General features: G+C 73.6%; 17 protein-coding genes. 7 read left to right on the top strand and 10 right to left on the bottom strand.

The window, feature by feature from the left end; genetic code table 11:
* Positions 1 to 55: 55 nt before the first annotated feature.
* Positions 56 to 937, top strand: a complete 882-nt coding sequence (mca, locus tag OG618_RS04860; protein WP_329485926.1) for a mycothiol conjugate amidase Mca — start codon at positions 56 to 58, stop codon at positions 935 to 937.
* 137 nt (positions 938 to 1,074) lie between these two features.
* On the opposite strand, the gene OG618_RS04855 is transcribed toward mca, so the two are convergent.
* Complete coding sequence (locus tag OG618_RS04855; protein WP_329485925.1) at positions 1,075 to 2,763, bottom strand: extracellular catalytic domain type 1 short-chain-length polyhydroxyalkanoate depolymerase; 1,689 nt, start codon at positions 2,761 to 2,763, stop codon at positions 1,075 to 1,077.
* A 187-nt stretch (positions 2,764 to 2,950) separates the two neighbouring features.
* On the opposite strand from OG618_RS04855, the gene OG618_RS04850 reads away from it, so the two are divergent.
* Entirely contained in the window at positions 2,951 to 3,493 is a 543-nt protein-coding gene (locus tag OG618_RS04850; RefSeq protein ID WP_329485924.1) for a PaaI family thioesterase, read from the top strand.
* Positions 3,494 to 3,562: 69 nt separating this feature from the next.
* On the opposite strand, the gene OG618_RS04845 is transcribed toward OG618_RS04850, so the two are convergent.
* The 4 genes from OG618_RS04845 to OG618_RS04830 all read right to left on the bottom strand — a co-directional run bounded on the left by OG618_RS04845 (position 3,563) and on the right by OG618_RS04830 (position 7,712).
* On the bottom strand, positions 3,563 to 4,564 hold the full coding sequence (locus OG618_RS04845; RefSeq protein WP_329485923.1) for a YdcF family protein: 1,002 nt from the start codon (positions 4,562 to 4,564) through the stop codon (positions 3,563 to 3,565).
* A gap of 193 nt (positions 4,565 to 4,757) precedes the next feature.
* Entirely contained in the window at positions 4,758 to 5,726 is a 969-nt protein-coding gene (gene pip / locus OG618_RS04840; protein ID WP_329485921.1) for a prolyl aminopeptidase, read from the bottom strand.
* Positions 5,727 to 6,027: 301 nt separating this feature from the next.
* The gene (locus OG618_RS04835) at positions 6,028 to 6,852 is read right to left on the bottom strand and encodes a lysophospholipid acyltransferase family protein (RefSeq protein WP_329485919.1); all 825 of its coding nucleotides are present in this window, start codon (positions 6,850 to 6,852) and stop codon (positions 6,028 to 6,030) included.
* A complete protein-coding gene (locus OG618_RS04830; protein ID WP_329492010.1) occupies positions 6,849 to 7,712 on the bottom strand; it encodes a GNAT family N-acetyltransferase in 864 nt (287 codons plus the stop codon). Before OG618_RS04830 ends, OG618_RS04835 begins: the two co-directional genes overlap by 4 nt.
* A 373-nt stretch (positions 7,713 to 8,085) precedes the next feature.
* Here OG618_RS04830 and OG618_RS04825 point away from each other — a divergent pair, with 373 nt between their 5' ends.
* Positions 8,086 to 8,559, top strand: a complete 474-nt coding sequence (locus OG618_RS04825) for a hypothetical protein (protein ID WP_329485918.1) — start codon at positions 8,086 to 8,088, stop codon at positions 8,557 to 8,559.
* A gap of 85 nt (positions 8,560 to 8,644) precedes the next feature.
* Here OG618_RS04825 and OG618_RS04820 read toward each other — a convergent pair whose 3' ends face one another.
* Positions 8,645 to 10,024: a serine hydrolase domain-containing protein gene (locus tag OG618_RS04820; protein WP_329485917.1), complete on the bottom strand. Its 1,380-nt coding sequence runs from the start codon at positions 10,022 to 10,024 to the stop codon at positions 8,645 to 8,647.
* A gap of 388 nt (positions 10,025 to 10,412) precedes the next feature.
* Between OG618_RS04820 and OG618_RS04815 the strand changes: the two genes are divergently transcribed.
* Both OG618_RS04815 and OG618_RS04810 read left to right on the top strand, forming a co-directional pair.
* Positions 10,413 to 11,687, top strand: a complete 1,275-nt coding sequence (locus tag OG618_RS04815) for a lipase family protein (protein WP_329485916.1) — start codon at positions 10,413 to 10,415, stop codon at positions 11,685 to 11,687.
* Positions 11,688 to 11,983: 296 nt separating this feature from the next.
* Positions 11,984 to 13,654 carry a carbohydrate binding domain-containing protein gene (locus tag OG618_RS04810; RefSeq protein ID WP_442906762.1) on the top strand — a complete coding sequence of 557 codons (1,671 nt, stop codon included), beginning with the start codon at positions 11,984 to 11,986 and terminating at the stop codon, positions 13,652 to 13,654.
* Between the two features lie 57 nt (positions 13,655 to 13,711).
* On the opposite strand, the gene OG618_RS04805 is transcribed toward OG618_RS04810, so the two are convergent.
* Both OG618_RS04805 and OG618_RS04800 read right to left on the bottom strand, forming a co-directional pair.
* Positions 13,712 to 15,091, bottom strand: coding sequence for a M1 family metallopeptidase (locus OG618_RS04805; RefSeq protein WP_329485915.1), 1,380 nt, complete (start codon positions 15,089 to 15,091; stop codon positions 13,712 to 13,714).
* A 65-nt stretch (positions 15,092 to 15,156) separates the two neighbouring features.
* On the bottom strand, positions 15,157 to 19,038 hold the full coding sequence (locus OG618_RS04800; protein ID WP_329485914.1) for a Pls/PosA family non-ribosomal peptide synthetase: 3,882 nt from the start codon (positions 19,036 to 19,038) through the stop codon (positions 15,157 to 15,159).
* A 919-nt stretch (positions 19,039 to 19,957) separates the two neighbouring features.
* Between OG618_RS04800 and OG618_RS04795 the strand changes: the two genes are divergently transcribed.
* Complete coding sequence (locus OG618_RS04795) at positions 19,958 to 21,547, top strand: FAD-binding oxidoreductase (protein ID WP_329485913.1); 1,590 nt, start codon at positions 19,958 to 19,960, stop codon at positions 21,545 to 21,547.
* A 110-nt stretch (positions 21,548 to 21,657) separates the two neighbouring features.
* Here OG618_RS04795 and OG618_RS04790 read toward each other — a convergent pair whose 3' ends face one another.
* Together OG618_RS04790 and OG618_RS04785 are read right to left on the bottom strand one after the other, a co-directional pair.
* Entirely contained in the window at positions 21,658 to 22,284 is a 627-nt protein-coding gene (locus OG618_RS04790; protein ID WP_329485912.1) for a pyridoxamine 5'-phosphate oxidase family protein, read from the bottom strand.
* Positions 22,285 to 22,371: 87 nt separating this feature from the next.
* Positions 22,372 to 22,719, bottom strand: coding sequence for an ArsR/SmtB family transcription factor (locus OG618_RS04785; RefSeq protein WP_329485911.1), 348 nt, complete (start codon positions 22,717 to 22,719; stop codon positions 22,372 to 22,374).
* 333 nt (positions 22,720 to 23,052) lie between these two features.
* Here OG618_RS04785 and OG618_RS04780 point away from each other — a divergent pair, with 333 nt between their 5' ends.
* The gene (locus tag OG618_RS04780) at positions 23,053 to 24,285 is read left to right on the top strand and encodes an MFS transporter (protein ID WP_329485910.1); all 1,233 of its coding nucleotides are present in this window, start codon (positions 23,053 to 23,055) and stop codon (positions 24,283 to 24,285) included.
* The last annotated feature ends 454 nt before the right edge of the window (positions 24,286 to 24,739 follow it).

Raw genomic sequence — 24,739 nt, 5'->3', positions numbered from 1 at the left:
GCGGGCCACCGGACCGGACCGCTGCTCGATGCCACTCGGACCGAAGGAACCGCGCATGTTCACTCACCCCTCCGCACTCCGGCTGCTGACCGTGCACGCCCACCCCGACGACGAGTCCAGCAAGGGGGCGGCCACCCTCGCCCGCTACGCCGCCCAGGGGGTGGACGTCATGGTCGCGACGTGCACCGGCGGCGAGCGCGGCTCGGTGCTCAACCCGGCACTCGACCGGCCCGGGACCAGGGCCGAGCTGACCCGGATCCGGCGCGAGGAGATGGCCGCCGCACGCGAGATCCTCGGTGTCGGCCAGCGCTTCCTGGGCTTCACCGACTCCGGGCTACCGGGCCCCGGCGAGCCACTGCCCGACGGCTGCTTCGCGCTCCTGCCGCCCGCCGTCGCCGCCGAGCCGCTGATCACGCTGATCCGCGAGTTCCGCCCCCACGTCGTCGTCACCTACGACGAGACGGGCGGCTACCCGCACCCCGACCATGTGATGACCCATCGGGTCACCGTTGAGGCGGTCGAGGGCGCGGCCGACCCCGACCGCTCTCCGGAGGCGGGCGAGCCGTGGCAGGCGGCCAAGCTCTACTACCACCTGGCGCTCTCCCGGGCCTGGTTCCAGACCATGCACGACGCGATGACGGTGCGCGGCGTCGACTCGGCCATGGGCGAGGTGCTGGCCGGCTGGCCCGACGCCCCGCCCGCCCTCGCCACCACCACCCGGATCCGCTGCGCCGAGCAGTTCGCCGTACGGGACGCCGCCCTGCTCGCGCACGCCACCCAGATACAGCCCGGCACCGGGTTCATGGCACACCCGCGTGAGATCGAGCGCGAGGTCTGGCCGACGGAGGACTACCACCTGGCCCGGAGCCTGGTGGAGACGGTCCTCCCCGAGTCCGACCTGTTCGCCGGTCTGCGCCCCGGAGAGGAGCACGGATGAGGAAGCTCAGAAGGTTGGGCGGAGGCCGGCCCACCGGCGGTGGCACGGTGGCCGGACACCGCTGCCACGCGGGCCCGGCCCGGAGTCGGGGGCCGCATCAGGGCCCGTGCCGGGGCCGACTCGCGGCCGGTTGCGGGTCAGCACTGCCCGTCGGCGAGGACGAAGTAGCCCGCCCCGGTCTCCTTCAGCGTGTGGATCGTGAAGGTGTTCCAGAGGCCCATGGCCTGCCCCGAGCCGAGGGCGTAGGTGAGGCCGCCGGCCTGGGTCGCACGGCCCGCCTTCACCTGGTCGTAGTTGCTGTCCGTGAAGCACTGCTGCGCGCCGCCGGGAGTGCTCGCCGTCACCGCCGCCGACCGGGCTCCCACGGCGCCCGCCGCGTCGACGGCGGCCACGGTGTAGGTGTACGAGGCCCCGGGGTTCAGGCCGCCGTCGGTGTACGAGGTGCCGGCCGGGGCGGCCGCCCGCGTTCCGTTCCGGTACAGCACGTACGACGCGGCACCGGTGACGGCCTGCCAGCCGAGCGCGATCGAGTCCTGGCCGGTGGCGGTCGCGGTCAGGCCCGCCGGTGCGGGCAGCGAGGGCGTGGCCGGGCCGCCGCCGTCCAAGCCCCAGAACCGCGCGGTGTAGTAGCTGGAGCAGATCGTGTCGAGGAAGTAGGCGCCGCCGGCCCCGCACTGGTCCGCCCCCGGGCCCGGGTCGACCGCGAGTCCGTGACCCATCCCCGCGACGGAGTAGAGCGCCACGGCGGGCCGGCCGCTCGCGTCGTTGTAGACGGACTCGGTGGTCCCACCCGGCAGGTTCCGGGTGGCGGAGGCGCTCTGGCCGATGCTCCACACATCCGTCCACTGGTCCCGCAGCTCGGTGCCGTTCACGGGCCTGACGGTGGTGTCCGCGGTGCCCTGCCAGATCGCCACTCGGGGCCACGGCCCGCTGTGGCCCGGGTACGCCCGGCGGACTCGGTCGCCCCATTGGGCCGGGGTGAGCCGCTGGTCGTTGTTCTGGCACCCCGAGGCGGCGGCCTGGGTGGTGGCGCAGTGCGCCGGCAGGCCGGAGTCGATCGCCCCGCCCGCGAACACGTCCGGGTAGTCGGCCAGCAGGTCGGCCGCCATACCGCCGCCGGCCGAGAGGCCCGTGACGAACACCCGGCGCCCGTCGGAGCCGTACAGGGCCCGGGCTTCGGTGACCATTTCGGACACCGATTCGGCCTCGCCCGCGCCCCGGCTGTCCTTGGCGGCGTCGAACCAGCTGAAGCAGGAGAGGGCGTTGTTGGCGCTGCCGGTCTGCGGGAACACCACCGCGAAGCCGTACCGGTCGGCCAGGGTGGTCCAGCCGGAGTTGCGGTAGTAGTCGGTGGCTGTCTGGGTGCAGCCGTGCAGCGCGACCACCAGCGGTGCGCCGGTCGGCAGGCCTGCCGGGGTGTAGGAGAACATCGCCAGGTTCCCGGGGTTGCCACCGAACCCGGTGACCTGTTGGAAGGTCCCGCCCGCCGTGGAAGCGGCAGGGGCGGCCACATGCGCGGCGGAAGTCGCGGAGGCCGCGGTACGGCCGGGGCCCGGGGTGGCGGCCGCGACGGCGGAGGCCGGTGCCGTGGAGGCGAGTGCCAGCGCCGCGAGCAGCGCAGCCGCGGCGCGGCGCGCGAGCCGCCGGCCCGGGCGGGCCGGTCCGGCGACGGGCACGGGGCGGGCGGTCCCGGTCTCAGTGGTACCGGGCGCGCTGGATCCGGGTGCGCTGGATCCGGGCACGTCGGATCCAGTCGGTGGGACGAGCGCGGTGGACGGGGCGGTCACGGCGGGCGCGGTCGACACGCGCACGGGCAGCAGAACCATGGAGGACTCCTGGGTGGGGGCGGAGTTCGGTGGACTGCCGTGCAGCGTGGCGCGTCCGGTCGTCGGGTGACATGTGACGGTCACCCGTTGTCGGCGCGCCCGTCATGGCCGGTGCCGCCATGGGCGGAGCCGCTCCGTAGTGCGAATCGCAGTTGAGCCGGACGGGCGGACCGGGCAGGTTGGTCCCATGACCACGTATGGATTCCAGGGAGAGCAGACCGTGCCGGACAAGGCGTCGCACAGCCGTACCCACCACTGGCAGGCCGGACCGCCGGTCTCCGCGTTCCCGCACCTCACCGGGGAGGAGATCCTGCAGGAGATGATCGCGGGACGGATCCAGGCTCCGCCGATCGCCAGCACCCTGGGCTTCGGACTGGTCGAGGCCGGGCCGGGCACAGCGGTCTTCGAGGGCGAGGTCGGCGAGCATCTCTTCAACCCGATGAACACCGTGCACGGCGGCTACCTCGCCACCCTGCTCGACTCGGCGCTCGGCTGCGCCGTGATGAGCCGACTGCCCGCCGGCACGGCCTACACCACGACCCAGCTGAACGTGCACATGGTGCGCCCGGTGTTCGCCGACTCGGGGAAGCTGCGGTGCGAGGCCGTGGCGCTGCACGTCGGCCGTACCCTCGCGACGGCGGAGGCGCGGGTGGTCGGCGTGGAGGACGGCAAGCTGTACGCGCACGGGACGACCACCTGTGCGGTCCTGGCGCCGCGTCCGACGGCATGACATGGCGGGCCCGGGCCGTTTCCCCGGGTTCTGGCGGCCGGGGCCCGGAAGGACGGGGTGCCCGGTGCGTCAGAGCGCGGCGGCGAGCACTCCGCACAGCGCGAGGAAGCCGCAGATACCGAAGTTGATCAGCTTGTGGGAGAGGAAGACGGCGGCGAACTCCCGGATCGTCGCGCTCGGCCAGTAGTACGCCGCGGTGGGGGAGCCGAAGACCTGCCCGGTCACACCCGCCTTACGGGCCGTCAGCGCGGCACGGAACGCGTGGAAGTTGTTGGTGACGATCACGCAGCGGTACCCGGGCTTGGCCTGCTCCATGATCGCCCTGGAGAAGAGCAGGTTCTCCTCCGTCGTGCGCGAGTGCTCCTCACGCACGAGGTGTGCCTCGGGGAAGCCGCGCTGCACGAGGTAGTCGGCCATCGCGTGGGACTCGGGCAGCTTCTCGTCCGGTCCCTGGCCACCCGAGGTGATCAGCACCGGTGGGTTGCCGCGAGCGGCCTGCTTCTCGTACACCTCACGGCCCCGGTTCAGCCGGCTCGCCAGCAGCGGCGGCACCCGGTCGCCGCCGATCAGGCCCGAGCCGAGCACCACGACGAAGTCGACGTCCCGGCGGGGGCGGTGGCGGCCGTACAGGAAGGCGTAGCCCACGAAGCAGACGAACAGGAAGGAGATGTAACCGACCACCAGCACGGCGGTGCCGGCGAGGACCCCCAGCCGGTACGAGCGGGTCACCACGGCGGCGACGAGCAGGCTGATCACGGAGAGGATGCCGAGGCCCGCGAGCAGGGACAGCAGATTGGCCGGCCGTCTGCCCTCCTTGCGGACCATCGTCAGGCCGTTGGCGATCAGGAAGCCGACCAGCGCCAGCGTTCCGACCGCCGGCAGCAGGATGATGGCGACGGCTGCCACCTCGGCGACCAGTGTCGGGGCCTTGCGCAACTCGGCGAGCAGCGCCAGGGCGAGAAAGGAGACGGCTATGCCGAGCAGGACGGCGTTGCTGAATCGGCGTCGGTCACGGAGCACCCCGATCCCGCACAGGACGAAGAACAGGGCCGCGGGGGCATAGGCGATCATGCTCGTATCGTAGGGGCCCGATCGGGCGGCCGGGAGCGGCCCTTGGGCACACGGCCGACCGGGCCCGGACGGCCCCCGGCCGGGCAACGGCCGGGCAACTCCACCGTCTCGGTCTCGCCGCAGGTCCGACTCCCGGTCGGGCCGGCGGACCGTCTCGCCGCCGGCACGAGACGGCCGGAGCGAGCCGTCGTGGTCAGTTCCGGGCGGGTCCGGCGAACCGTTCGATGGCTGCGAACACCGCCTCGCCCATGGCGGGGCTCCCGGTGTGGCCGGAGTCCTGGATGACCGTCAACTCAGCGTCCGGCCAAGCCTTCGCCAGTTCCCAGGCGGTCTTCAGCGGCGATCCGAGGTCCAGCCGGCCGTGGATCAGGACGCCCGGGATCCCGGCCAGCCGTCCGGCGTCGCGCAGGAGTCGGCCGTCCTCCAGGAAGGCGTCGTGCGCGAAATAGTGCGCGGTGATCCGGGTGAACGCCATCAAGGCGTCGTCCGGGCGGTCGGAGTAGGCGTTCGGTTTCCCCAGCGACTCGTGCGCGATCACCGCGTCCTCCCAGGTCGCCCAGTCCCGTGCGGCCTTGCGGCGGACGGCCTCGTCGGGGCTGTTCAGCAGCCGGCTGTACGCGGCCACCAGGTCGCCGTCCCGTTCGGCGGGCGGCAGCCCGTCGCGGAACGCCTCCCAGGGGCCCGGCAGCAGCCGGCCCACGCCGCGGTACAGCCAGTCGGTCTCCTCGGGGCGGGTCATGGTCACCCCGCAGATCACGATCTCCGAGACCCGCTCGGGGTGGGTCTGCGCGTAGGCGAGGATCAGGGTCGAGCCCCAGGAGCCGCCGTACAGCAGCCACTTCTCGATGCCCAGGTGTTCGCGAAGCCGTTCCATGTCGGCGATCAGATGGGCGGTGGTGTTGTGTTCCAGACCGGTCGTCGGGTCGGCGGCGTGCGGCAGGCTCCGTCCGCACCCGCGCTGGTCGAACAGCACCAGGTGGTAGCGCTCGGGGTCGAAGCAGCGCCGGTTCTTCGGACTGTGGCCGGAGCCCGGCCCGCCGTGCACCACGACGGCCGGCTTGCCGGCGGGGTTGCCCGAGGCCTCCCAGTAGATTCGCTGGCCGTCGCCGACCTCCAGGAGTCCTTGCGCGTAGGGCTTGCCGATCGGGTACAGCTCGGGCACGGCGGGAGTCCTCCTGGGCGTGGCGTCGGCCGACCCCGGCGGCGGGCGGGGGCGGTCCCGTGGAACGGCTGCCGGTCGCAGGGGAGTCGGACGGTGTGGCACGGCGGTCGACGGCGGCGAGCCGTGGTGGACGGGCGGATGCCGTGAGGCTACTCGCCCGGCCCACCGCCCGTCGATCACCGGGCGGCGCCGGGCACGACGGGCATCCGCCGCGGGCACCCGGCCGCACCGACCCCACCGGTCTGACTCACCAGCGGGCACTCACAGCGGGTGCTCACAACGGGCAGTCACCAACGGGCACTCACCGGCCGGTCGCCTCCACGGCCGCCTGGGCGGCACGGGCCAGCTCCCGGCGCGGCTGCCGCCGGTCCGCCGGCTGACCGGTCCGGACCGCGGGTGCCGGGATCGCGGGAAGGAAGGTCACCTCGGCCACCAGTCCACGGACCGACACCACCCGGGCGATCGAGGCGAGCAGGCCGTCCTCGCCGACGAAGGCCGGCGCGTTGGTCGCCCGCCCGTCCGCGAGCCGGTAGCGGACCGTCACCGGCTGCACGGGAGCACCGGACTGGACGGCGGCCTCGAAGAGCGCCGGGCGGAACCGGCCGCTCTCCCGCCCGCACCAGGTCGACCCCTCGGGGAAGACGACCACGGGCCGTCCCGCGCGCAGCAGTTCGGTGACCGCGGCGACCGTGCCGGGGAGGGTGCGCAGCCGGTCGCGGTCGAGGAAGACGGTGCCGCCCCAGGCCACCAGCGGGCCGAGCACCGGCCACTGCCGGACTTCGGTCTTGGCCAGCGAGCGGCCGGGCCGGCCGGCCGCGATCAGCGGGATGTCCAGCCACGAGACGTGGTTGGCCACCACCAGCACCCCGCCGCCGCAGGCCGGGGGCGGCGCGATCCGGGCGGTGACCCCGAGCGCGCGGAGCAGGGTGCGTGCCCAGAACCGGACCAGCGCGTCGCGAGGGCCCCCGGGCAGGGCCCGGACCGACGGGGTGAGCGCGAGGCCCGCCACCAGCACGACCAGGAACGCGCCGAGGCGCAGGATCCGCCGGGGGAGCGCCACCACGGGGGCAGCCTCGGTCAGGCAGGTCTCCGGCGTGCAGGGGGCGGTCGGCAGCCAGACGCTCACGAGAGCGGCCCGGGCGCGGGTTCCGTACCGCCGGGCGCGGCCGGTCCGGTGGCCGGGGCCGCCGGAGCGAGCCCGGAGAGGAAGTGCCGCAGGTAGCGCGGATCGGTGCGCTCCAGGGACAGCAGCACGTAGAGGTCGGCGGTGGCGAAGTCCGGGTCGTGGGCGGGCGCGCCGCAGACCCAGGCGCCCAGCCGCAGGTACCCGCGGAGCAGTGCCGGCAGCGCGGCCCGCTCGGCGCGGGGCAGGCCGGTGGGGTCCCACGGCCGGTGCGGGGCGACCCGGTACTCCTCGGGGGCGAGGTACTTGGCGCTGACGGTGTCCCAGACCCGCGCCGCCGTCGCGCCGCCGTCGTCCAGCGGGATCGAGCAGCAGCCGCCGACCCAGGTGTTGCCGGTGTCGGCGAGGTAGCGGGCGATGCCGCCCCACATCAGGTTGATGACCGCGCCGTTGCCCCGGTGGTCCGGGTGGATGCAGGAGCGGCCCAGCTCCACCAGGCCGTCGCGGAGCGGGGACAGGTTGCGCAGGTCGAACTCGCCGTCGGAGTAGAGCCGTCCGGCCCGTCGGGCGGCCGCCGGGCGCAGCAGCCGGTAGGTCCCCACCACGGGGCCGTCCTCGCCCTCGCGCACCAGCAGGTGGTCGCAGAACGCGTCGAACGGGTCGACGTCCAGCCCCGCCACCGGGCTGTGCAGCCGGGCACCGAGTTCAGCGGCGAAGACCTGGTGGCGCAGCAGCTGGGCGGCGCGCACGTCGGCCTCGTCGCGGGCGAGCGCGACGGTGTAGGCGGGCGCCGGCACCTTGCCGAGGAGGGCCGGTGCGGACAGGGCCGGTGCGGAGAGCGCCGGTGCGGAGAGGGCTGGCACGGGAGCGGCCGGGGCGGGTACAACGGCGGGGACCGGACGGACGGTGAGCGGCCGGACGACGGTCTGCTGCGCCGGCAGCGGGATGGGGAGCACCGAGGTGTGGCCGGGGGTGACGGCGGGCGGAGCGTACGTGGGGACGGTGGTCATGGCAGACCCTCCAGGGCGGCACGGACGACGGCGGCCACGGTTCGCCGTGGCACCGGCCCGCACTCTCGGTCGTGGGGCGTGCGAACCGGTATCCGTATGTTTCTCCGTGTCGGCTGGCGTCCACGTTGCCGTTCGGCAGAGCTTGGATGTGCACCTGCTGAATGGGGCCACTCACTGTCTGCCGGACACCTGTTCGGTGTGCGGGCGCCACCGTATGCTCCGCTCCATGGGGTGGAAACCGGGCTCGGCGCGGCGGCGGGAGATCGCCGCGGAGCTGCGGGACATCCTGCGGGTGCAGGCCCAGCTCGCGGTCGTACTGCTCCTCCTCCACCTGCTCGCCAGGCTGGTCGGACTGGCCACCTCGCCCTGGTGGATGCTGGTGGTGGCGATGGCCGGCGCCCTGCAGATCACCTCCGACCGGTGCTGGGAGGAGGACCGCAGGCGGAGCACCCTCGCCTTCGCGATGGTGATCGCCCCCGTGACGGGGGTCGTCCCGTTCCTGGCGGTCGGCGCCTTCCTCGGGTGGGAGAGCGGCGCGACGGACGCCGCGCTGGCGCCCTGCACGGTCGTCGGCACGCTGCTCGCGTCGCACGCGCTGCGCACGGCCCACCTTTTGCGCCTGGCCCGTCCGCCTGGTTCCCCGGCCGGAGCGCGGGCCCCCGACGCCGAAGCGCCGGAGCCCCGCGGCGGCGCGGCGTAGGCCCGCCGCGCAGCACCGGGCGCCCGTCACGGCGGGTCGGAGCCCCGCGGCGGCGACACACCCGGGCCGGGGGAGGCCCGACGCCTCAGAAGGCCTGCCAGCCGGCCGGGTCGACCCCGCCGGGCACGGCCTCGGCCGGACCGTAGGGCCGGCGGGTGAAGACGAAGGAGCCGACGTCCAGGTGGCTGACCGAGCCGTCGGCGGCGCGGACGACCCGCAGCGTCTCGCCCGCGTAGTAGTGGTCCAGCCCCGTCCAGGAGCCGTCCGGCTCGGCGCGGAACCGGGAGCTGCGGGTGCCGCCGGTGAGCGGGGCCAGTTCCAGGACGCGGTCGGCCTTCAGCCGCAGGGTGTGGCCGGCGGCGCCCCAGTACCAGGGGCCGGTGAGCGCGAGCAGGTCCTCGTCGAGGGAGGACAGCGGGCGCCAGGGCTCGGGCAGCCGGGGTTCGTGCTGGGCGGTGAGGGAGATCAGCTCCGCCGCGACCCGCGGGGTGTCGCCGCCGCTGGTCGCGTTGGCGACCGCGATCGCCGCCAGACCGTCCGCCTCGCTGATCCAGAGGCCGGCGGTGAAGCCCGGCATCGAACCGGTGTGGCCGTAGAGCACCCGGTCCTGGTGGCGCAGCAGTTGCAGCCCGAGCCCGTACCCGCCGGACCAGTTCTCGCCGCCCGGGCCGACGGCGGGTACGCGCATCTCGGCGAGGCTCTCGGCGGTCAGCACCTTCGGGTCGCCGGCGGTCAGGAAGGCGGCCCAGCGGGCCAGGTCGGCGACGGTCGACCAGAGCTGCCCGGCCGGTGCCATCAGCCCGGTCTCGGTCAGCGGTTCGGGCAGCATGACGTCGGCCCAGGGGTGGACGGCGAAGCCGCCGGCGTGCGGGTGCTCGGGCAGCAGGGTGGTGCGGTCCATCCCGAGCGGAGCCAGGACCTCGCGGTGCAGCACCTCGTGCCACGGCTCGCCGCGCAGGCGCTCGACCAGCGCGCCGAGCAGGGCGTAGCCGGGGTTGGAGTAGTGGTGGAGCCGCCCCGCCGGGTGCTTGCGCGGGTTGTCGCCCTCCAGGAGGTCGGCGAGCTCGGGGCGCAGCGTGCCGTCGGTCCGCTCCCACCAGGGCGCCGGGGTCTCGGAGGCGAGGCCGGCCGAGTGGGCGAGCAGTTGGGCGACGGTGGCGCCGTCGGCCGGGGTGCCGGGCAGGTGGCGCTCCAGCGGGTCGGCCAGGTCGAGCAGGCCCTCGTCGCGCAGCCGGAGCACCAGGACGGCGACGAAGGTCTTGGTGAGCGAGCCGATCCGGTACTGCACGTCGACGGTGGGCGCATGACCGTCGATCATGCTGCGCGCTCCGCTCCAGACCAGTCTGCCGTCCCGGACCACCGCGGCGACCAGGGAGGGCGTCCGGCCCTCGGCCTGTGCGACCGCGATCCGGTGCAGCAGCGCGCGGCGGGTCGTCGGGAGGAGCTCGTCGTACTGGTCGGTCATCTGATCCTCTGAATCATTCGGTGCAGGGGCTGAAACGCGGACCGGGGCCGGTGTCGACCGTCGCCGGATGCCGTCGGCGGGGCCGGACGGCTCCCTCAACCTACGTCGGTCGTCCACGGTCCTCCACCTCCTTCCCGGGCCGGCCGGGGGAGTCCCGCCGAGGGCCCGCCGCGCCGCTCACGGCGGCTCCGCCCCGGGCCGGAGCCGCCAACACGCGGCGGTGGTGACGGTCAGTCGATTGCCGGTCTACGAGGAGTAGCCTCGGCTCGACCATGACAAGCCGGCTCGCACGGCACGGCCGCCTCCGGGGCCGGCCGGGGGCAGCCGGCCTCCGGCGATGGGATACCTGATGAGAGCCTGGCTACGGGCAGTCACTGCGGCTGCCCTCGTGACCTTTCTTGCCCTGCCCGCACTGAGCACCGAGGCGGCCGCGACCGACGACGGCCGCGGCCCGGACCACTCCGGCCGGTGCGCCCCCGGTGTCCCGGTCGGCCCCGGCGGCGACGCCTTCTACGAGCCCCCGTCCCCGCTGCCCGAGGGCCGGCACGGCGACCTGATCTGGGCCCGCGCCATCGAGGCGCCCGACCACGCCCGGGCCTGCCGGATCCTCTACCGCTCGACGCTGCACGACGGCACCCCGGTCGCCGTCTCCGGCCTGGTGGCCTGGCCGACCGACGCCGTCCCCCGCCGCGGCGACCGGAACGTCGTGGCGTGGGCCCACGGGACCGTCGGCGGGCCGCGCCAGTGCGCCCCGTCGGCCGCCCCGAACCCGGCCCGGGACCTCGTCGACTACTTCAGCTACCAGAGCCCCTTCTCGATCGACGTCGGAGTGCCCGCGCTGACCCAGTTCCTCGGCGCCGGCGACGTCGTGGTGGCGACCGACTACCAGGGCCTGGGGACGCCGGGCGTCCACCAGTACGTGGTCGGCGCGACCGAGACGCACAACGTGCTGGACTCCGTCACCGCGGTGCGGCAGATCCGCTCGGCCCGGGCGGGCCGGCGCACGGCCGTCCTGGGCTGGTCGCAGGGCGGCGGCGCGGGGCTGTTCGTCGGTCAGGACGCGCCCGGCTACAGTCCGGACCTCGACCTGGTCGGCGTGGCCGCGCTGGCGCCGGCCGCCGACCTCGGTCCGCAGTTCGCCGGTCTCGTGCCGCCCGGTCCGCGCAACGAGTCCTCGGAGGCCCACAACGCGGCGCTGCGGATCAACGTCTACCGGGGCTTCCTGGCGGCCTACCCCGAGCTGCGGGCCACCGACGTGCTGCAGCCGGCCGGACTCCAGGCGTTGGAGGGCGACGGGGTGGCCTGCATCGAGCACTTCGCCGACGTGATCCAGAACAACGTCGCGGACAACCACCAGCTGGACACGCTGTTCAAGCCGCTGCGCGATGTGCCGGAGGTCTGGAGCCGGCGCTTCTACGAGAACACCCCGGGCTACGCCGCCACGGTGGCACCGGTGCTGGTCATGCAGGGAACGGCGGACACCGTCATCAACCCGCACTCCACCGAGCAGTACATCAAGCGGGCCTGCGGGTTCAGCCGGCCGGTCGAATACTCGACCTACCAGGGCGCGACCCACAACACGATCCCGTTCGAGGCGCAGCAGGAGTACCTGACCTGGATCGCCGACCGCTTCGCCGGGAACGCGGCGCCGTCGAACTGCTGACGCGTCGGCGCCTGCCGCTCCCGGCCTGAACACACGTTCCGGGGGAGGGGCCGGTGGCCGAAGGCCGCGCGGCCCCGGGGCCACCAGGCACCCGGGGCCGCGCGGCCTTCGGCGTCCCCGGGCCGCGTCTCCGTTCGCTCTCCCGGCGCTCCGGCCCGCTCCCGGCCCCGTTCACCCGTCGCTCGCCGCCCGCTCACCGTCCGCTCGCCGGACGGTACTTGACAGCATGAATTGGTCCAGTCCATTTTGGGCTCCTCCCCGCACCTCCACCCCCACACCCCCACTGGAGGTCCCCGGTGCTCAAGCGCACCCGACTGCCCGCCGTCGGCGCGGCAGCCCTGCTCGCGGCCGCCGCCGCGTTCACCGCCCCCACCGCCGCCCACGCGGCGAACCAACTCGGCAACCCCGGCTTCGAGACCGGCACCCTGTCCGGCTGGTCCTGCACCGGCGGACTCGGCTCGGTGGTCTCCACCCCCGTGCACGGCGGCGGCAAGGCGCTGGCGGGCGCCGCCTCCGCGAGTGACAACGCCAAGTGCACGCAGACCGTCGCCGTCCAGCCCAACACCACGTACTCGCTGTCCGGCTGGGTCCGCGGCAGCTATGTCTACCTCGGTGTCACCGGCGCCGGCTCCGCCTGGACCTCGGCCGCCGACTACACCCGGCTGAGCGTCTCCTTCACCACCGGCGCCACGCAGACCAGCGCGGAGGTCTATGTCAACGGCTGGTACGGCCAGGGCACCTACTACGCCGACGACCTGAGCCTGGACGGCCCAGGCGGCGGGACCCCGGGCGACACCCAGGCACCCACGTCCCCAGGCAATCTGCGCAGCACCGGCAAGTCCGCCACCGGCGTCACCCTCGCGTGGGACGCCGCCACCGACAACGTCGGCGTGACCGGCTACGACGTCTACCAGGGCGCCACCAAGGTCGCCACCACGACCGGCACCGGCGCGACCGTCGACGGGCTGACCGCCGCCACGGCGTACAGCTTCACCGTCAAGGCCCGCGACGCGGCCGGCAACACCTCCGGCTCCTCCGCCGCCCTCGTGGTCACCACCGACCCGGGCGGCGGCACCCCGACCGGGTTCAAGCAGGCCGCGCCCTACCTCTACAACGGCTGGGGCAACCCGCCGGCCCCCACGACCGTCATGTACGCCACCGGCGTGAAGTGGTTCACCCTGGCCTTCGTCCTCGCCCAGAACGGCTGCAACCCCACCTGGGACAGCCAGCGGCCGCTGCTGAACGGGGTCGACCAGGCCACCATCAAGGCCGTCCGCGCGGCCGGCGGCGACGTCGTCCCGTCCATCGGCGGGTGGAGCGGCAACAAGCTCGGTCCCAACTGCGCCACCACCGCCGATCTCGCCGGCGCCTACCAGAAGGTGATCGACGCCTACGGTCTGAAGGCGATCGACGTCGACATCGAGAACACCGACGAGTTCGAGAACACCGTCGTCCAGGACCGCATCCTCGGCGCGCTCAAGATCGTCAAGCAGAACAACCCCGGCCTGCGCACCATCCTGACCTTCGGTACCGGCACCACCGGCCCGACCTCCTACGGGAACCGGCTGATCGAGCAGGCCAAGGCGCTCGGCGCGGACATCGACGTGTTCACCATCATGCCGTTCGACTTCGGCAACGCCTCCACCGACATGTACGCCGCCACCGTGAGTGCGGCGGAGGGCCTGAAGGCCAAGCTCAAGTCCACCTTCGGCTGGGACGACGCCACCGCCTACGCGCACGTCGGCATCTCCGGCATGAACGGCCTCAGCGACAACAACGAGGTCACCACCGTCCAGAACTGGACCGCGATCCGCGACTGGGCCAACAGCCACCACATCGCCCGGCTGGCCTTCTGGTCGGTGAACCGCGACCGCGGCTGCGCGGGCGGCGGCCTGCAGGAGACCTGCTCCGGCATCGCCCAGAACGACTGGCAGTTCACCTCCATCACGGCCGGCTTCACGGGCTGACACCCGGCCGGCGGTCCGGCCCGGGCCCCCTCACCGCGAGGGGTCCGGGCCGGACCGTCAGTAGCCCGGTCGCGGCGAGCCGGTCGGCCCGCTCAGCCCCCGCAGCGGCGGGAGCTCCGGGCGGTCCAGCCACGCGGTGAACAGGGGCTCCAGCGAGTGATCGGCGTAGCGCCCCGCATGGGCGCGCAGGTCGGCGGTGCCGACGACGCCGTGCCGGTGGGCGGTGGCCCACTCCCGGAGCATCGGGAAGAACGCGGCGTCGCCGAGGGTGAGCCGGAGCGCGTGGACGGTCAGGCCGCCGCGCTGGTAGAGCCGGTCGTCGAACATCAGCTTCCGGCCCGGGTCGGCCAGCCTGAGGTCCTGGGGGAGGCCGGCCAGCAGGGCGTGCGCGGCCGCCGCGTGCGTGGTGGCCGACGGGCCGCCGGCCCGCTCGGACCAGAGCCACTCCGCGTACTTGGCGAAGCCCTCGTTGAGCCAGATGTGGCTCCAGTCGGCGATCGACACGCTGTTGCCGAACCACTGGTGGGCCAGCTCGTGGGCGATCAGCCGCTCCCGCTCCCAGCCCCCGCCGAGGTGGTTGGTGCCGAAGGTGGCGACGCCCTGCGCCTCCACCGGGACGTCCAGCTCCTCGTCGGCGACGACCACCGTGTACTCGCCGAACGGGTAGGGGCCGAAGATCTCCTCGAAGTACGCGGTCATCCGCGGCTGCCGCCCGAAGTCCACCGCGAAGTCGCCGGCCACCCGCTCGGGCACGTACCCGGTCTGCCGGACGGCCGGGCGCTCGGCGAGCACGACCGGCCGGTACTGGCCGATCGAGACCGTCACCAGGTACGTCGAGGTCGGTGCGCTCTGCTCGTACACCCAGGTCGTGCTGGAGGCGTGCGTGGTGCGGGTGAGCAGCCGGCCGCCGACCACCACGGTGTACGCGGACGGCGTGGTCACCGCTATCTGGTAGGTCGCCTTGTCGGCGGGCCGGTCGTTGCACGGGAACCAGGACGGGGCGCCGACGGGCTGGCTGGCGACCAGCGCGCCGTCGGTCAGCTCCTCCCAGCCGAGGCCGCCCCACGGGCTGCGCACCGGCCGCGGGTTCCCGGTGTAGTGCACCTCGACCGTGAACGCGGCGCCGGCCGCGAGCGCCTTGACCGGCCGCACCCGCAGCTTGCCGGCCCGGTGGGTGTACCGGGCGGCCTTGCCGTCCACCAGGACCCGGCCGATCCGGAACTCGGCGAGGTCGAGCGCGAACTCGGGCAGCGCCGTCCCGGCGACCGCGCTCAGTCGCGCGGTGCCGCCCAGCCGGTTGGGCCCGGGGCGGTAGTCCAGGGCGAGCTCGTAGCGGTGCACCCGGTAGCGGGTGTCCCCGCTGTTCGGGAAGTACGGGTCCGGGGCGGCGGCGCGGGCCGCCGAGGCGTGCTGGTGGTTCACCGGGCGGGGTTTCACCGGGTCGTGCGCTCCCTGCGAACTGGGGGACGTGGAGGTGGCGGGCGGGTCGGAGGGGGCGGCGGTCACGAGGTGGCCTGCCACACCTCGATCGGGTTGCCCAGCCACCGCGTGTCGGCGGGGACGGACTCGGCGCGCATCACCAGCGAGGCCGGGCCCAGGGTGCTGCGTGCGCCCACCGTACTGCCGGGCAGCACGATGCCGCCCGGGCCCAGGGTGGCGCCCTCGCGGAGGATGACAGTATCCATCCGCATGATCCGGTCGTGGAAGAGGTGGGTCTGCACCACGCAGCCCCGGTTGATGGTCACCCCGTCACCGAGGGTGACCAGGTCCGCCTCCGGCAGCCAGTAGCTCTCGCACCAGACACCCCGCCCGACCCGCGCGCCGAGCGCCCGCAGCCAGACGTTCAGGACCGGCGTGCCCGGGACCGCGCCCACCAGCCACGGCACCGCCAGGACCTCGACGAAGGTGTCCGCGAGCTCGTTGCGCCAGACGAAGCCGCTCCAGAGCGGGTGCTCCACCGCCCGGAACCGCCCGACCAGCAGCCACTTCGCGGCCACCGCGACCACGCAGGCCGCCCCGCCCGCCGCGAGCAGCACCAGCCCGGAGAGCAGCGCCGCCGCCACCGGGGACCAGTTCGCCGACAGCCAGGAGAGCGACGCGAGGGTCAGCGCACCGAGCGCGCCGGAGGCCAGCACCGGCAGCAGCCGGGCCACCTCCACCAGCCCGCGGGCCCAGAGCAGCCGGGCCGGCGGCTCGTAGGTGAGGCTCTGGTCGGCCTGGTCGGCCGAGCGCGGCAGCCGCATCGGCGGCATGCCCAGGTAGGAGCTGCCCTTCTTGGCCTTCTTCGGCGTCGCCGACAGCACCCCCACCAGCCCGCGCGCCGGGACGGCCCGCCCGGGAGCGGTCATCCCCGAGTTGCCGAGGAACGCCCGCTCACCGACCTTCGCCTCACCGAGCCGCAGCCACCCGCCGCCCAGCTCGTACGGGGCGATCAGGGTGTCGTCCGCCAGGAACGCGCCGTCCCCGACCGTGGTCAGGCTCGGCAGCGCCAGCACGGTGGACACCTCGGCGCCCCGGCCGACCTTCATCCCCAGCGCCCGCAGCCACAGCGGGGTGACCAGACCCGCGTACAGCGGGAACAGGATCTCGCGGGCCTGGTCCATCAGCTGGGTGACCGTCCAGGCCTGCCAGCCGATCCGGCCGTGCAGCGGGTGCACGCCCGGGGCCAGCCCGATGCTCAGCAGCCGCACGGCCGCCACCAGCTGCGCCGCATACACCAGGCCGTAGGCCAGGGTGGCCGGGAGGAGGCCGAGCAGGGCGCCCCCGAGTGCGGCACCGAGGTCCTGGCCGGGCTGGACGAAGCGGGAGAGCACCACGAGCCCGGCGAGGGCGGGCAGCACCGGCAACAGGCTGAGCGCTGCGCCGCTGGCGCCGAAGAGCGCCGCCCAGCGCGCCTGGCGGGCCGGCCGGTCCTTCGGCCAGGTCCGCTCGGCCCGGCCCAGCTTGGCGGCGGGCGCGCCGCCCCAGCGCTGGCCGGTCGGCACGTGCCCGGTGACGCTGGAACCGGCCACCACGTGCGACCGCTTGCCGACCCGGGCGCCGGGCAGCAGGGTCGAGCGGGTGCCGACCACGGCCCCCGAACCGACCTTGACCTGGCCGACCTCCAGCCGGTCGCCGTCCAGCCAGTAGCCGCAGAGGTCGACCTCGGCCTCGACGGCGCAGCCCCGGCCCAGCTTGAGCATCCCGGTGACCGGCGGCATCGAGTGCAGGTCCACCTCCGGGCCGACCTTGGCGCCGAGCGCCCGCGCGTAGCGGGTCAGCCAGGCTCCGGAGAGCGAGGTCGCGCCACTGACCTCGGCCAGCCGCTCGGCGGTCCAGAGCCGTAGATGGGCGCTGCCGCCGCGCGGGTAGCTGCCGGGCCGCAGGCCGCGCAGCAGCAGCCGGGCGCCGCCGGCCGCGATGGCGAGCCGGCCGGCCGGGGAGAACAGCGCCAGCGCGCCCGCGCCGACCACCCACCACGAGGCGGTCGGTGCCCAGGGGTAGTCGCCGAACCAGGCGAGCACATTGCCGAGGGTGAGCAGGGCGACCGTCCAGCGCAGGCCGACCACGGTGAAGAGCGGGATCAGCAGGAGCAGCTGGAGCAGCTTGGCCCTGGTCGGCACCAGGGCGACGGTGCGGGTCTCGCCGCTGTCCGCCACCGACCGCTCCAGATGGCGGGCGAGCTTGCGCAGCGTCGGCTGCTGGTAGATGTCCAGCACGGCGGCGCTCGGGTAGCGGGCGCGCAGCAGGGTGGTGAGCCGGGCGGCGGCCAGGCTGCCGCCGCCGATGGCGAAGAAGTCCTCGCGCGGGCCGCCGACCGGCACGCCGAGGATCTCGGTCCACTGCTCGGCCAGCCAGGCCTCGGTGCCGTAGAGCTGCTCGGTGGGCCCGGCGGTCTCCAGGTCGGGCAGCGGCCAGGGCAGGGCGTTGCGGTCGACCTTGCCGGACGTGCGGGTGGGCAGGGACTCCACGGACGCCAGCAGGGGCACCAGAGCCGCGGGCAGCTCGGCGCGCAGCCGCTCGACCGAGGCCTCCCGGTCCCAGCCGTCCTTGGTGACCAGGTAGCCGACCAGCAGCTGGTTGCCGCCGCGGGCGGTCCGCACGGCGGCGGCCGCACCGGCGACGCCCGGCAGGGCCTGCAGCGCGGCGTCGACCTCGCCGAGCTCGATCCGGCGCCCGCCGAGCTTGATCTGCTCGTCGCTGCGGCCGAGGAAGAGCAGGCCCTCGGGGTCGGCCTCGACGAGGTCGCCGCTGCGGTAGGCGCGGTCCCAGCCGAGCGAGGGCAGCGGCGCGTACTTCTCGGCGTCCTTGACCGGGTCCAGGTAACGGGCCAGACCGACGCCGCCGATCACCAGCTGGCCGGTGCCGCCCGCGGCGACCGGCTCGCCGGCCTCGTCGACCACGGCGAGGTCCCAGCCGTCCAGCGGCAGGCCGATCCGGACCGGACCGTCGCCGGTGAGCAGCGCGGCGCAGGCCACCACGGTCGCCTCGGTCGGGCCGTAGGTGTTCCACACCTCGCGGCCCTCGGTGACCAGGCGCTGCACCAGCTCGGGCGGGCAGGCCTCGCCGCCGAAGATCAGCAGCCGGACCTCGTTCAGTGCCTCGGCGGGCCAGAGCGCGGCCAGCGTCGGGACGGTGGAGACGACGGTGATCTCCTGCTCGGCGAGCCACGGGCCGAGATCGGCGCCGCTGCGCACCTGCGAGCGGGGGACGGGCACCAGGCAGGCGCCATAGCGCCAGGCCAGCCACATCTCCTCGCAGGAGGCGTCGAAGGCGACGGAGAGGCCGGCCATCACGCGGTCGCCCGGGCCGATCGGCTCCTCCTGGAGGAAGAGGGCGGCCTCGGCGTCGACGAACGCGGCGGCGTTGCGATGGGTGACGGCGACGCCCTTCGGCCGGCCGGTCGAGCCGGAGGTGAAGATGATCCAGGCGTCGTCGGCGGGGGTCGGCCGGGTGTCCGCGGGGACGGCGGGCCGCCGGTCGCCGGTGAGGGTCAGGACGCGCTCGGCCCCGAGCACGCCGGCCACGGCGGCCTCCTCGAAGACGAGCTGGGCGCGCTCGTCCGGGTCCTCGGCGTCCACCGGGACGTAGGCGGCGCCCGCGGCCAGTACGGCGAGGATGGCGATGTAGAGGTCGTTGGTGCCGGAGGGGACGCGGACGCCGACCCGGTCACCGGGGCCGATTCCGGCGCCGTTCAGCCGGTGGCGCAGCTGCTCGACCTCGGCGGCGAGTGCCCGGTAGCCGAGGACGGTGTGCCCGTCGTCCAGGGCCGGCTCGTTGGGGTGGGTGCGGACGGCGGCGTCCAGGATGTCGACCAGGGTGCGCGGGGCCGGAGCCGGGCGACCGGGGAAGAGGGCCTGCGGGGCCCGCGCGGTCTGTTCTGTGTGGCTCGGTTCAGCGGTCATGGCTGCCGTGCGCTCCTCGTCCTCGCCCCTGGTTCCGACCGTGTCCGGCCCTTGGGGCGGTGGGACCACTCAGTCTATCGGGTGACCCCACTCCGGGGCCGGAGCGGACAACCTCACCGATGGTAGCCCCGTGTGATGAACGGCGTACTGCCCGACACTCTGCTCAACTTGCCTTGAACTGAATGAATCTGACGTTGCATCAGTTCATAAGTGGGCCTACTCGTGGTGGATGTGACGACCCGTCAGTGGTTTTGACGGATCGTCAGGTCGGAATTCCCATGGTGAGCCACGCCACACGGATCGTGCTCCCTCCGGGTGACGAGGGCTGCTCCGGGGGCGTCGCGGGCGCCTCCCACGGGGGTCGGGGACCGGTGCTCGGAAGGCGCCCTGGGCGGACCTCCGGACTCCCGGGGGCGTGCGAGCCGTCCCGCGTGAGAGCGCGGCCGGCGCCGCCGTCCGCGCCTTCATAGCCGGGCAGGGCAGGGCGTGGCGGATCCGGCGGGCCGGACGACGTCGACGGGTGACCGGGCCGACCCCGCCGACGACGGCCGGCAGGGTCGTCCAGTGGCCGAGCGCAGGGAATTCGCCCGCGCGAGGCGCATTCATCATATTGGCGATCTTATTTCGCATCACATTCTCCGAGGGTCGTGCGGCCCCGGGGTGCGAGGCCCGGGATCGAGCTGTCACCCCGGGGCCCGGGGTCGACGAGGGGACATTAACCGGCGCCACTGACAATGGCTCTGAATCGGGAGAGTTCGAAGGGGGATTGAAAAGGACGTACAGTCACACTAATTCGTACAGGTATTCACATGGGCGAATGCCCGTGCTAGCGTGCGGACGCCAGCTTCTCAGAATCGAGAAAGTGGGTCCTGGCATGAGTCAAGAATTCTCTCGCCGCGGGTTCCTGGGCAGTGCCGGAATGGCTGCCGCCGGGGTTTCCGCCGTTTCGTTGGGGGTCGGCGCGGCCGGCCCGGCCGCGGCCGATTCGGCCGGCGCCCCCGGCGTCCTCGGCGGGCAGTCGGTGCTCCCGGGCGATCCGCGGTACCAGACGCTCAGTCAGGGCTTCAACCAGCGCTGGTCCAGCAGACCGGCCTACATCCGGCTGGCGGGGAGCGACGCGGACGCGGTGGCGGCGCTGAAGACCGCGCTCGACAAGGGGCTGCGGCCGACGATCCGGGGCGGCGGGCACTGCTACGAGGGGTTCGTCGACAACGACCGGGGCGTCATCCTCGACCTCAGCACTCTGCGCGGTGTCCGCGCGGCGCGGGACAAGTTCGGCGCCCCTACCTACTGCGTCGAGGGCGGCGCGACCAACTGGGACGTCTACACCAGCCTGTTCCGGACGTACGGCGTCACGCTGCCCGCGGGGTCGTGCTACTCGGTCGGGGCGGGCGGTCACGTCAGTGGCGGCGGGTACGGGCTGCTCTCCCGAAGAGACGGGCTGACCGTCGACCACCTCGTCCAGGTGGACGTGGTCACGGTCCGCGGCGGCACGGTGGAGCTGACCACGGCCCACCGGGACGACCCCGCGACCTCGCCGGAGAGCGACCTCTTCTGGGCGCACACCGGTGGGGGCGGCGGAAACTTCGGCGTCGTCCTGCGCTACCACTTCGCCCGCCTCCCCAAGCCGCCGCCACGGGTCTGGCTGAGCAGCGTGGCCTGGTCCTGGGCGGACCTGCTCAAGCACCCGGAGGACTTCCGCCGCCTGGTGGAGAACTTCGGATCCTTCTTCGCCCAGCACAGCGGTCCGAAGGAGACGGTCTACCGGGGCCTCTTCGCGATCCTCAAACTCACCCACCGGACGAACGGGAACGTCGTCCTGCTCAGCCAGTGGGACGAGGACGATCCGTCGCCGCTGGAGGAGTTCCTGGCCGCGATGGAGGCCGGGCTGACGAGCAGGGCCGTGGTCCAGAGCTACGCCGCCGGGGGCGTGCTCCTGCCGTATCCGGACAAGCGCCGACAGATGCCGTGGTTCCAGGCCACCATGACGCTGAACCCCTCCGGGGCCAATCAGCGCGGCAAGTACAAGTCCGCCTACCAGCGGCGGCGCTTCACCCCCACACACATCGACGCCTTCTGGGAGTGGCTGACCAAAACCGTCCCCGGCATGGATCTCACCCAGACGCTGGTCCAGATCGACTCCTACGGCTGCCGGATCAACGAGCACAAGCCCGCCGAAGCCGCGATCCCCCAGCGCGACTCCGTGATGAAGCTCCAGTACCAGACCTACTGGACCGACCCCGCGCAGGACGCCGCGCACCTGGCCTACCTCAGCGGGCTCTACCAAGCGGTCTACAAGGCCACCAACGGCATCCCGGAGATCGACACGGACACCGACGGCGCCTATGTGAACTACCCCGACGTCGACCTCGGAACGGCCGACCAGAAGCACCCGGCCTACCAGCGCCTCTACTACAAGCAGAACTACGCCCGACTGCGGAAGGCCAAGAAGACCTGGGACGAGAAGAACGTCTTCCACCACGCCCAGTCGGTCACCTTGCCGTCCTGACCGCACACACGGAGCCATGCCGGCCATCCGGTCAGCAGATGAGATGGAGGTGAAAGGCGCCGGAGTAAAGGAGGGGCGGCGTTCTCAGGTCCGCGCACCTTCAGGCCGGTCTACCCGGCCCGCTGCTCCAGTTGCGTTCGCAGTAGGCGGTTCTCCTCCTCCAATGCGGCCAGCCGGTCCTGCAACTGGTCGAGGTGGGGCCGGAGTTCGGCCTCGGAGAAGCGCGGGGTGATGTGCTGGGGGCAGTTCCAGTTGAAGCCCTCGACGTGGATGGTCATCAGGCGTTCCACCCGGCCCCCGGTCCGGGTGGCGAGCAGGCGCCGGTCGAGCTCCGGATTCTCCTCCAGGTCCTGCACCGAGGCCCGGCCGAAGAGCTTCAGCCGGGCCTGGCGGGCGTAGTCCATGAAGAACAGCGCCACCCGGCCGTCCGCGCGGATGTTGCCGGTGCTGATGTACTGGCGATTGCCGCGCACCTCGGCGAAGGCGATCGTCCGCTCGTCGACGACCTGGGCGAAGCCGGGCGGGCCGCCGCGGAACTGGACGTACGGCCACCCGGTCTCGCTGACGCTGGCCAGGTAGAACCCGTCGCGGGACTGGATGAAGTCGGCCTCGGCGTCCGTCAGCTCCTCGGGCTCGTCGCCGTGCGCGAGCTGGCGGATGGCCGACAACTCGCTTCCCTGTTCCCTTTGGACCAGGCGCACCTCGTCGGTGTACGCCAGGTGGGCGTAGCGGCCCATGCTGTGCTCCTTCTCGCCGGTGGGGCGGTTGGGTGGACGCGATGGCGCGGCGGTGCGGTGGCGGTCCGGATCACCGGGCCCGCCGGGTCAGCCGGTCGGGACGGCCGGTGGGGCGGTCGCCGGGGCGGCCGTGAGGATCGAGGTCAGGAGTCCGGGGAAACGGGCTTCGAGGTCGTCCCGGCGCAGCCGGCTGAGCCGACTGTTGCCGACCAGCCTGGTCGCCACGACACCGGCCTCGCGCAGGGTGCGCAGGTGGTGCGAGACGGTCGAGCGCTTGACGGGCAGGTCCAGCGACGTGCACGACTCCTCGGCGGAGGCGTCGAGCGCCCGGAGGATCTGCAGGCGCACCGGATCGGCCAGTGCCTGGAGCACGGTGCCGATGTCCACCGCCGCAAGGTCGGGCTGTGGCAGCCAGGTCTCCTCGATCGCGTGCATCCGCTCCACCCTGCTCGTCGGTGCGGCCGTGCACCGGTGCCGACGATACCCATCCGCCCGGGCCGCTCGGCAGGAGGCTCTCCGTGCTTCGATAGTAGTCGTCTTGTCCGATGGACATCGACCTTTCTGACGTCTTTCGGCCGCCGCGGGGGAATTGCGGGGGACCGGCGTCGCCGCAGGGTCGTCGGCCGTCGAAGGCTCCAACGGAACTTCTCCGACGGGCATTTGGCCGGAACCCGACGGTCGGCCGCGCTGTCGACACCAGTGGGGGAGGCCCCTGCCGTTACGATGCCGGTCGTAACAGACGCCGATCATCGAACCGGGAGTCGCACCGTGACCGACCCCGCCGACGCGTCCCCGGCGGCCCCCTGGGGACCCGCCGCGATGCTCCTGGCCCTCGGTACCTTCGCCGTGGGCACCGACGCCTTCGTCATCGCGGGCCTGCTCCCCGACATCGCCGGCTCACTGCACGTCGATGTCGCCGCGGCGGGCCAGCTGGTCAGTGTCTTCGCCCTCGCCTACGCGGTGCTCTCCCCGGTCCTGGCGGCGCTGACCGGCACCTGGTCACGGCGTACCGTGCTGGTCACGGCGCTGCTGGTGTTCGGGGTGGGCAACGTGGTGACGGCGGTCGCCCCCGGCTACGGGCTGGTGCTGGCCTCGCGGGTGATCGCGGCGGCCGGTGCGGCGATGTTCACCCCGAACGCGGGCGCCACGGCGGCGGCGCTCGCCGGTGAGCGCCACCGCGGCCGGGCGATCGCCATCGTGACCGTGGGCCTGACCGCCTCGCTCGCCCTCGGCGCGCCGCTGGGCACCGCTCTCGGTGAGGCGATCGGCTGGCGGGCGACGATGTGGGTCGTCACCGCCCTGGCGGTCCCGGTCGCCGCCGTGATCGCGTTGCGCCTGCCCGAGATCAGGCTCGGCACCGCGGCCGGGCTGCACCGGCGCCTGTCCCCGCTCACCGATCGGCGGGTGGCCGGCGTGCTCGCCTGCACCCTGCTGGCCTTCGTCGGCGTCTACCTCCCCTACACGTACATCAGCTCCGTCTTCGCGCCGGCCGTCGGGGGACACGGTGGGCGGGTTTCGCTGCTGCTGCTGGTCTTCGGGGTGGCCGGCACCGCCGGGAACCTGATGGCCGGGCACCTCGCCGACCGGTACGGGCCGCGCAAGGTGGTGATCACCGCGACCCTGGGGCTGGCGGCCGTCTTCCTGGCGATGCTGGAAGCCCGGGGCTCGTTCGCGGCCGCGCTGGTGTCGGTGGCGTTCTGCGGGGTGGCCTCCTGGTCGCTGACCGCGCCGCAGCAGCAGCGGATCATCGCGCTCGCCCCGGCGGGCTCCGAGTCCCTCGTCGTCTCGCTCAACGCGGCCGTGCTGTACCTGGCGGTCTCGCTGTCCAGCGTCCTCGGGGCGATCGGCCTGAAGGCCCTCGGCTCCGCCGGGCACCTGCTCCCGGTCGGGGCGGCCTTCGCCGTGTCGGCGGCCGGCCTCGCCTGGACCTCGGGCCGGGCGGACGGCCGCACGGCGCCCGCCGAGCCCCCTGCCGCGCCGGTGTCCTCGGCCTCGGAGTGAGGCCGCCGGGGCAGCGGCGGGAGGCCGCCGCTGCCTCGGCGCTGCCGCTGCCGCCGCTGCCGCCGCTGACGACAGTGCCGACAGGGCCGACCGGCGGAGCCTCCTCGACGGCGTCGAATCGGCCTCCTTTGCGACCTCGTCACCGAAGAAGTACGCGGGCTTGACGCCGAAGAAGCCCGTGAGGGCCTCCGGGTGGTGCAGGGACGGACTTTCGCGGGGCCGTTCCGCGGATATGCGATGTGCACCGTCGAGATATCTCTGTCATAGAGGTGAATGGCCTTCGCCACCGCTTCGTTGCGGTACGGACCGCGATCCCGGGGGCGGGCGGTCGCAAAAGAGGTGGTCGAGGCGCCTCCCGGGTGCGTCCGGGCAGGATGGCGCGTGTTCCTTCATGGCCTTCCAATCCTCACCAGCAGTCCCACGGGGAACACGTCGCACACGGACTCTGATTGGT

The sequence above is a fragment of the Kitasatospora sp. NBC_01246 genome (genome assembly GCF_036226505.1).
In the GTDB taxonomy this organism is placed as follows: domain Bacteria; phylum Actinomycetota; class Actinomycetes; order Streptomycetales; family Streptomycetaceae; genus Kitasatospora.
Note: the sequence above shows the minus strand (reverse complement) of the source record. Positions and strands in the feature narration are given on the sequence as shown.

Excerpts from the sequence above, each read along its gene's own strand:
- mca (WP_329485926.1), top strand. The coding sequence starts at position 56 with ATGTTCACTCACCCCTCCGCACTCCGGCTGCTGACCGTGCACGCCCAC.
- OG618_RS04855 (WP_329485925.1), bottom strand. The coding sequence starts at position 2,763 with ATGGTTCTGCTGCCCGTGCGCGTGTCGACCGCGCCCGCCGTGACCGCC.
- OG618_RS04850 (WP_329485924.1), top strand. The coding sequence starts at position 2,951 with ATGACCACGTATGGATTCCAGGGAGAGCAGACCGTGCCGGACAAGGCG.
- OG618_RS04845 (WP_329485923.1), bottom strand. The coding sequence starts at position 4,564 with ATGATCGCCTATGCCCCCGCGGCCCTGTTCTTCGTCCTGTGCGGGATC.
- OG618_RS04825 (WP_329485918.1), top strand. The coding sequence starts at position 8,086 with ATGGGGTGGAAACCGGGCTCGGCGCGGCGGCGGGAGATCGCCGCGGAG.
- OG618_RS04820 (WP_329485917.1), bottom strand. The coding sequence starts at position 10,024 with ATGACCGACCAGTACGACGAGCTCCTCCCGACGACCCGCCGCGCGCTG.
- OG618_RS04800 (WP_329485914.1), bottom strand. The coding sequence starts at position 19,038 with ATGACCGCTGAACCGAGCCACACAGAACAGACCGCGCGGGCCCCGCAG.
- OG618_RS04795 (WP_329485913.1), top strand. The coding sequence starts at position 19,958 with ATGGCTGCCGCCGGGGTTTCCGCCGTTTCGTTGGGGGTCGGCGCGGCC.
- OG618_RS04790 (WP_329485912.1), bottom strand. The coding sequence starts at position 22,284 with ATGGGCCGCTACGCCCACCTGGCGTACACCGACGAGGTGCGCCTGGTC.
- OG618_RS04785 (WP_329485911.1), bottom strand. The coding sequence starts at position 22,719 with ATGCACGCGATCGAGGAGACCTGGCTGCCACAGCCCGACCTTGCGGCG.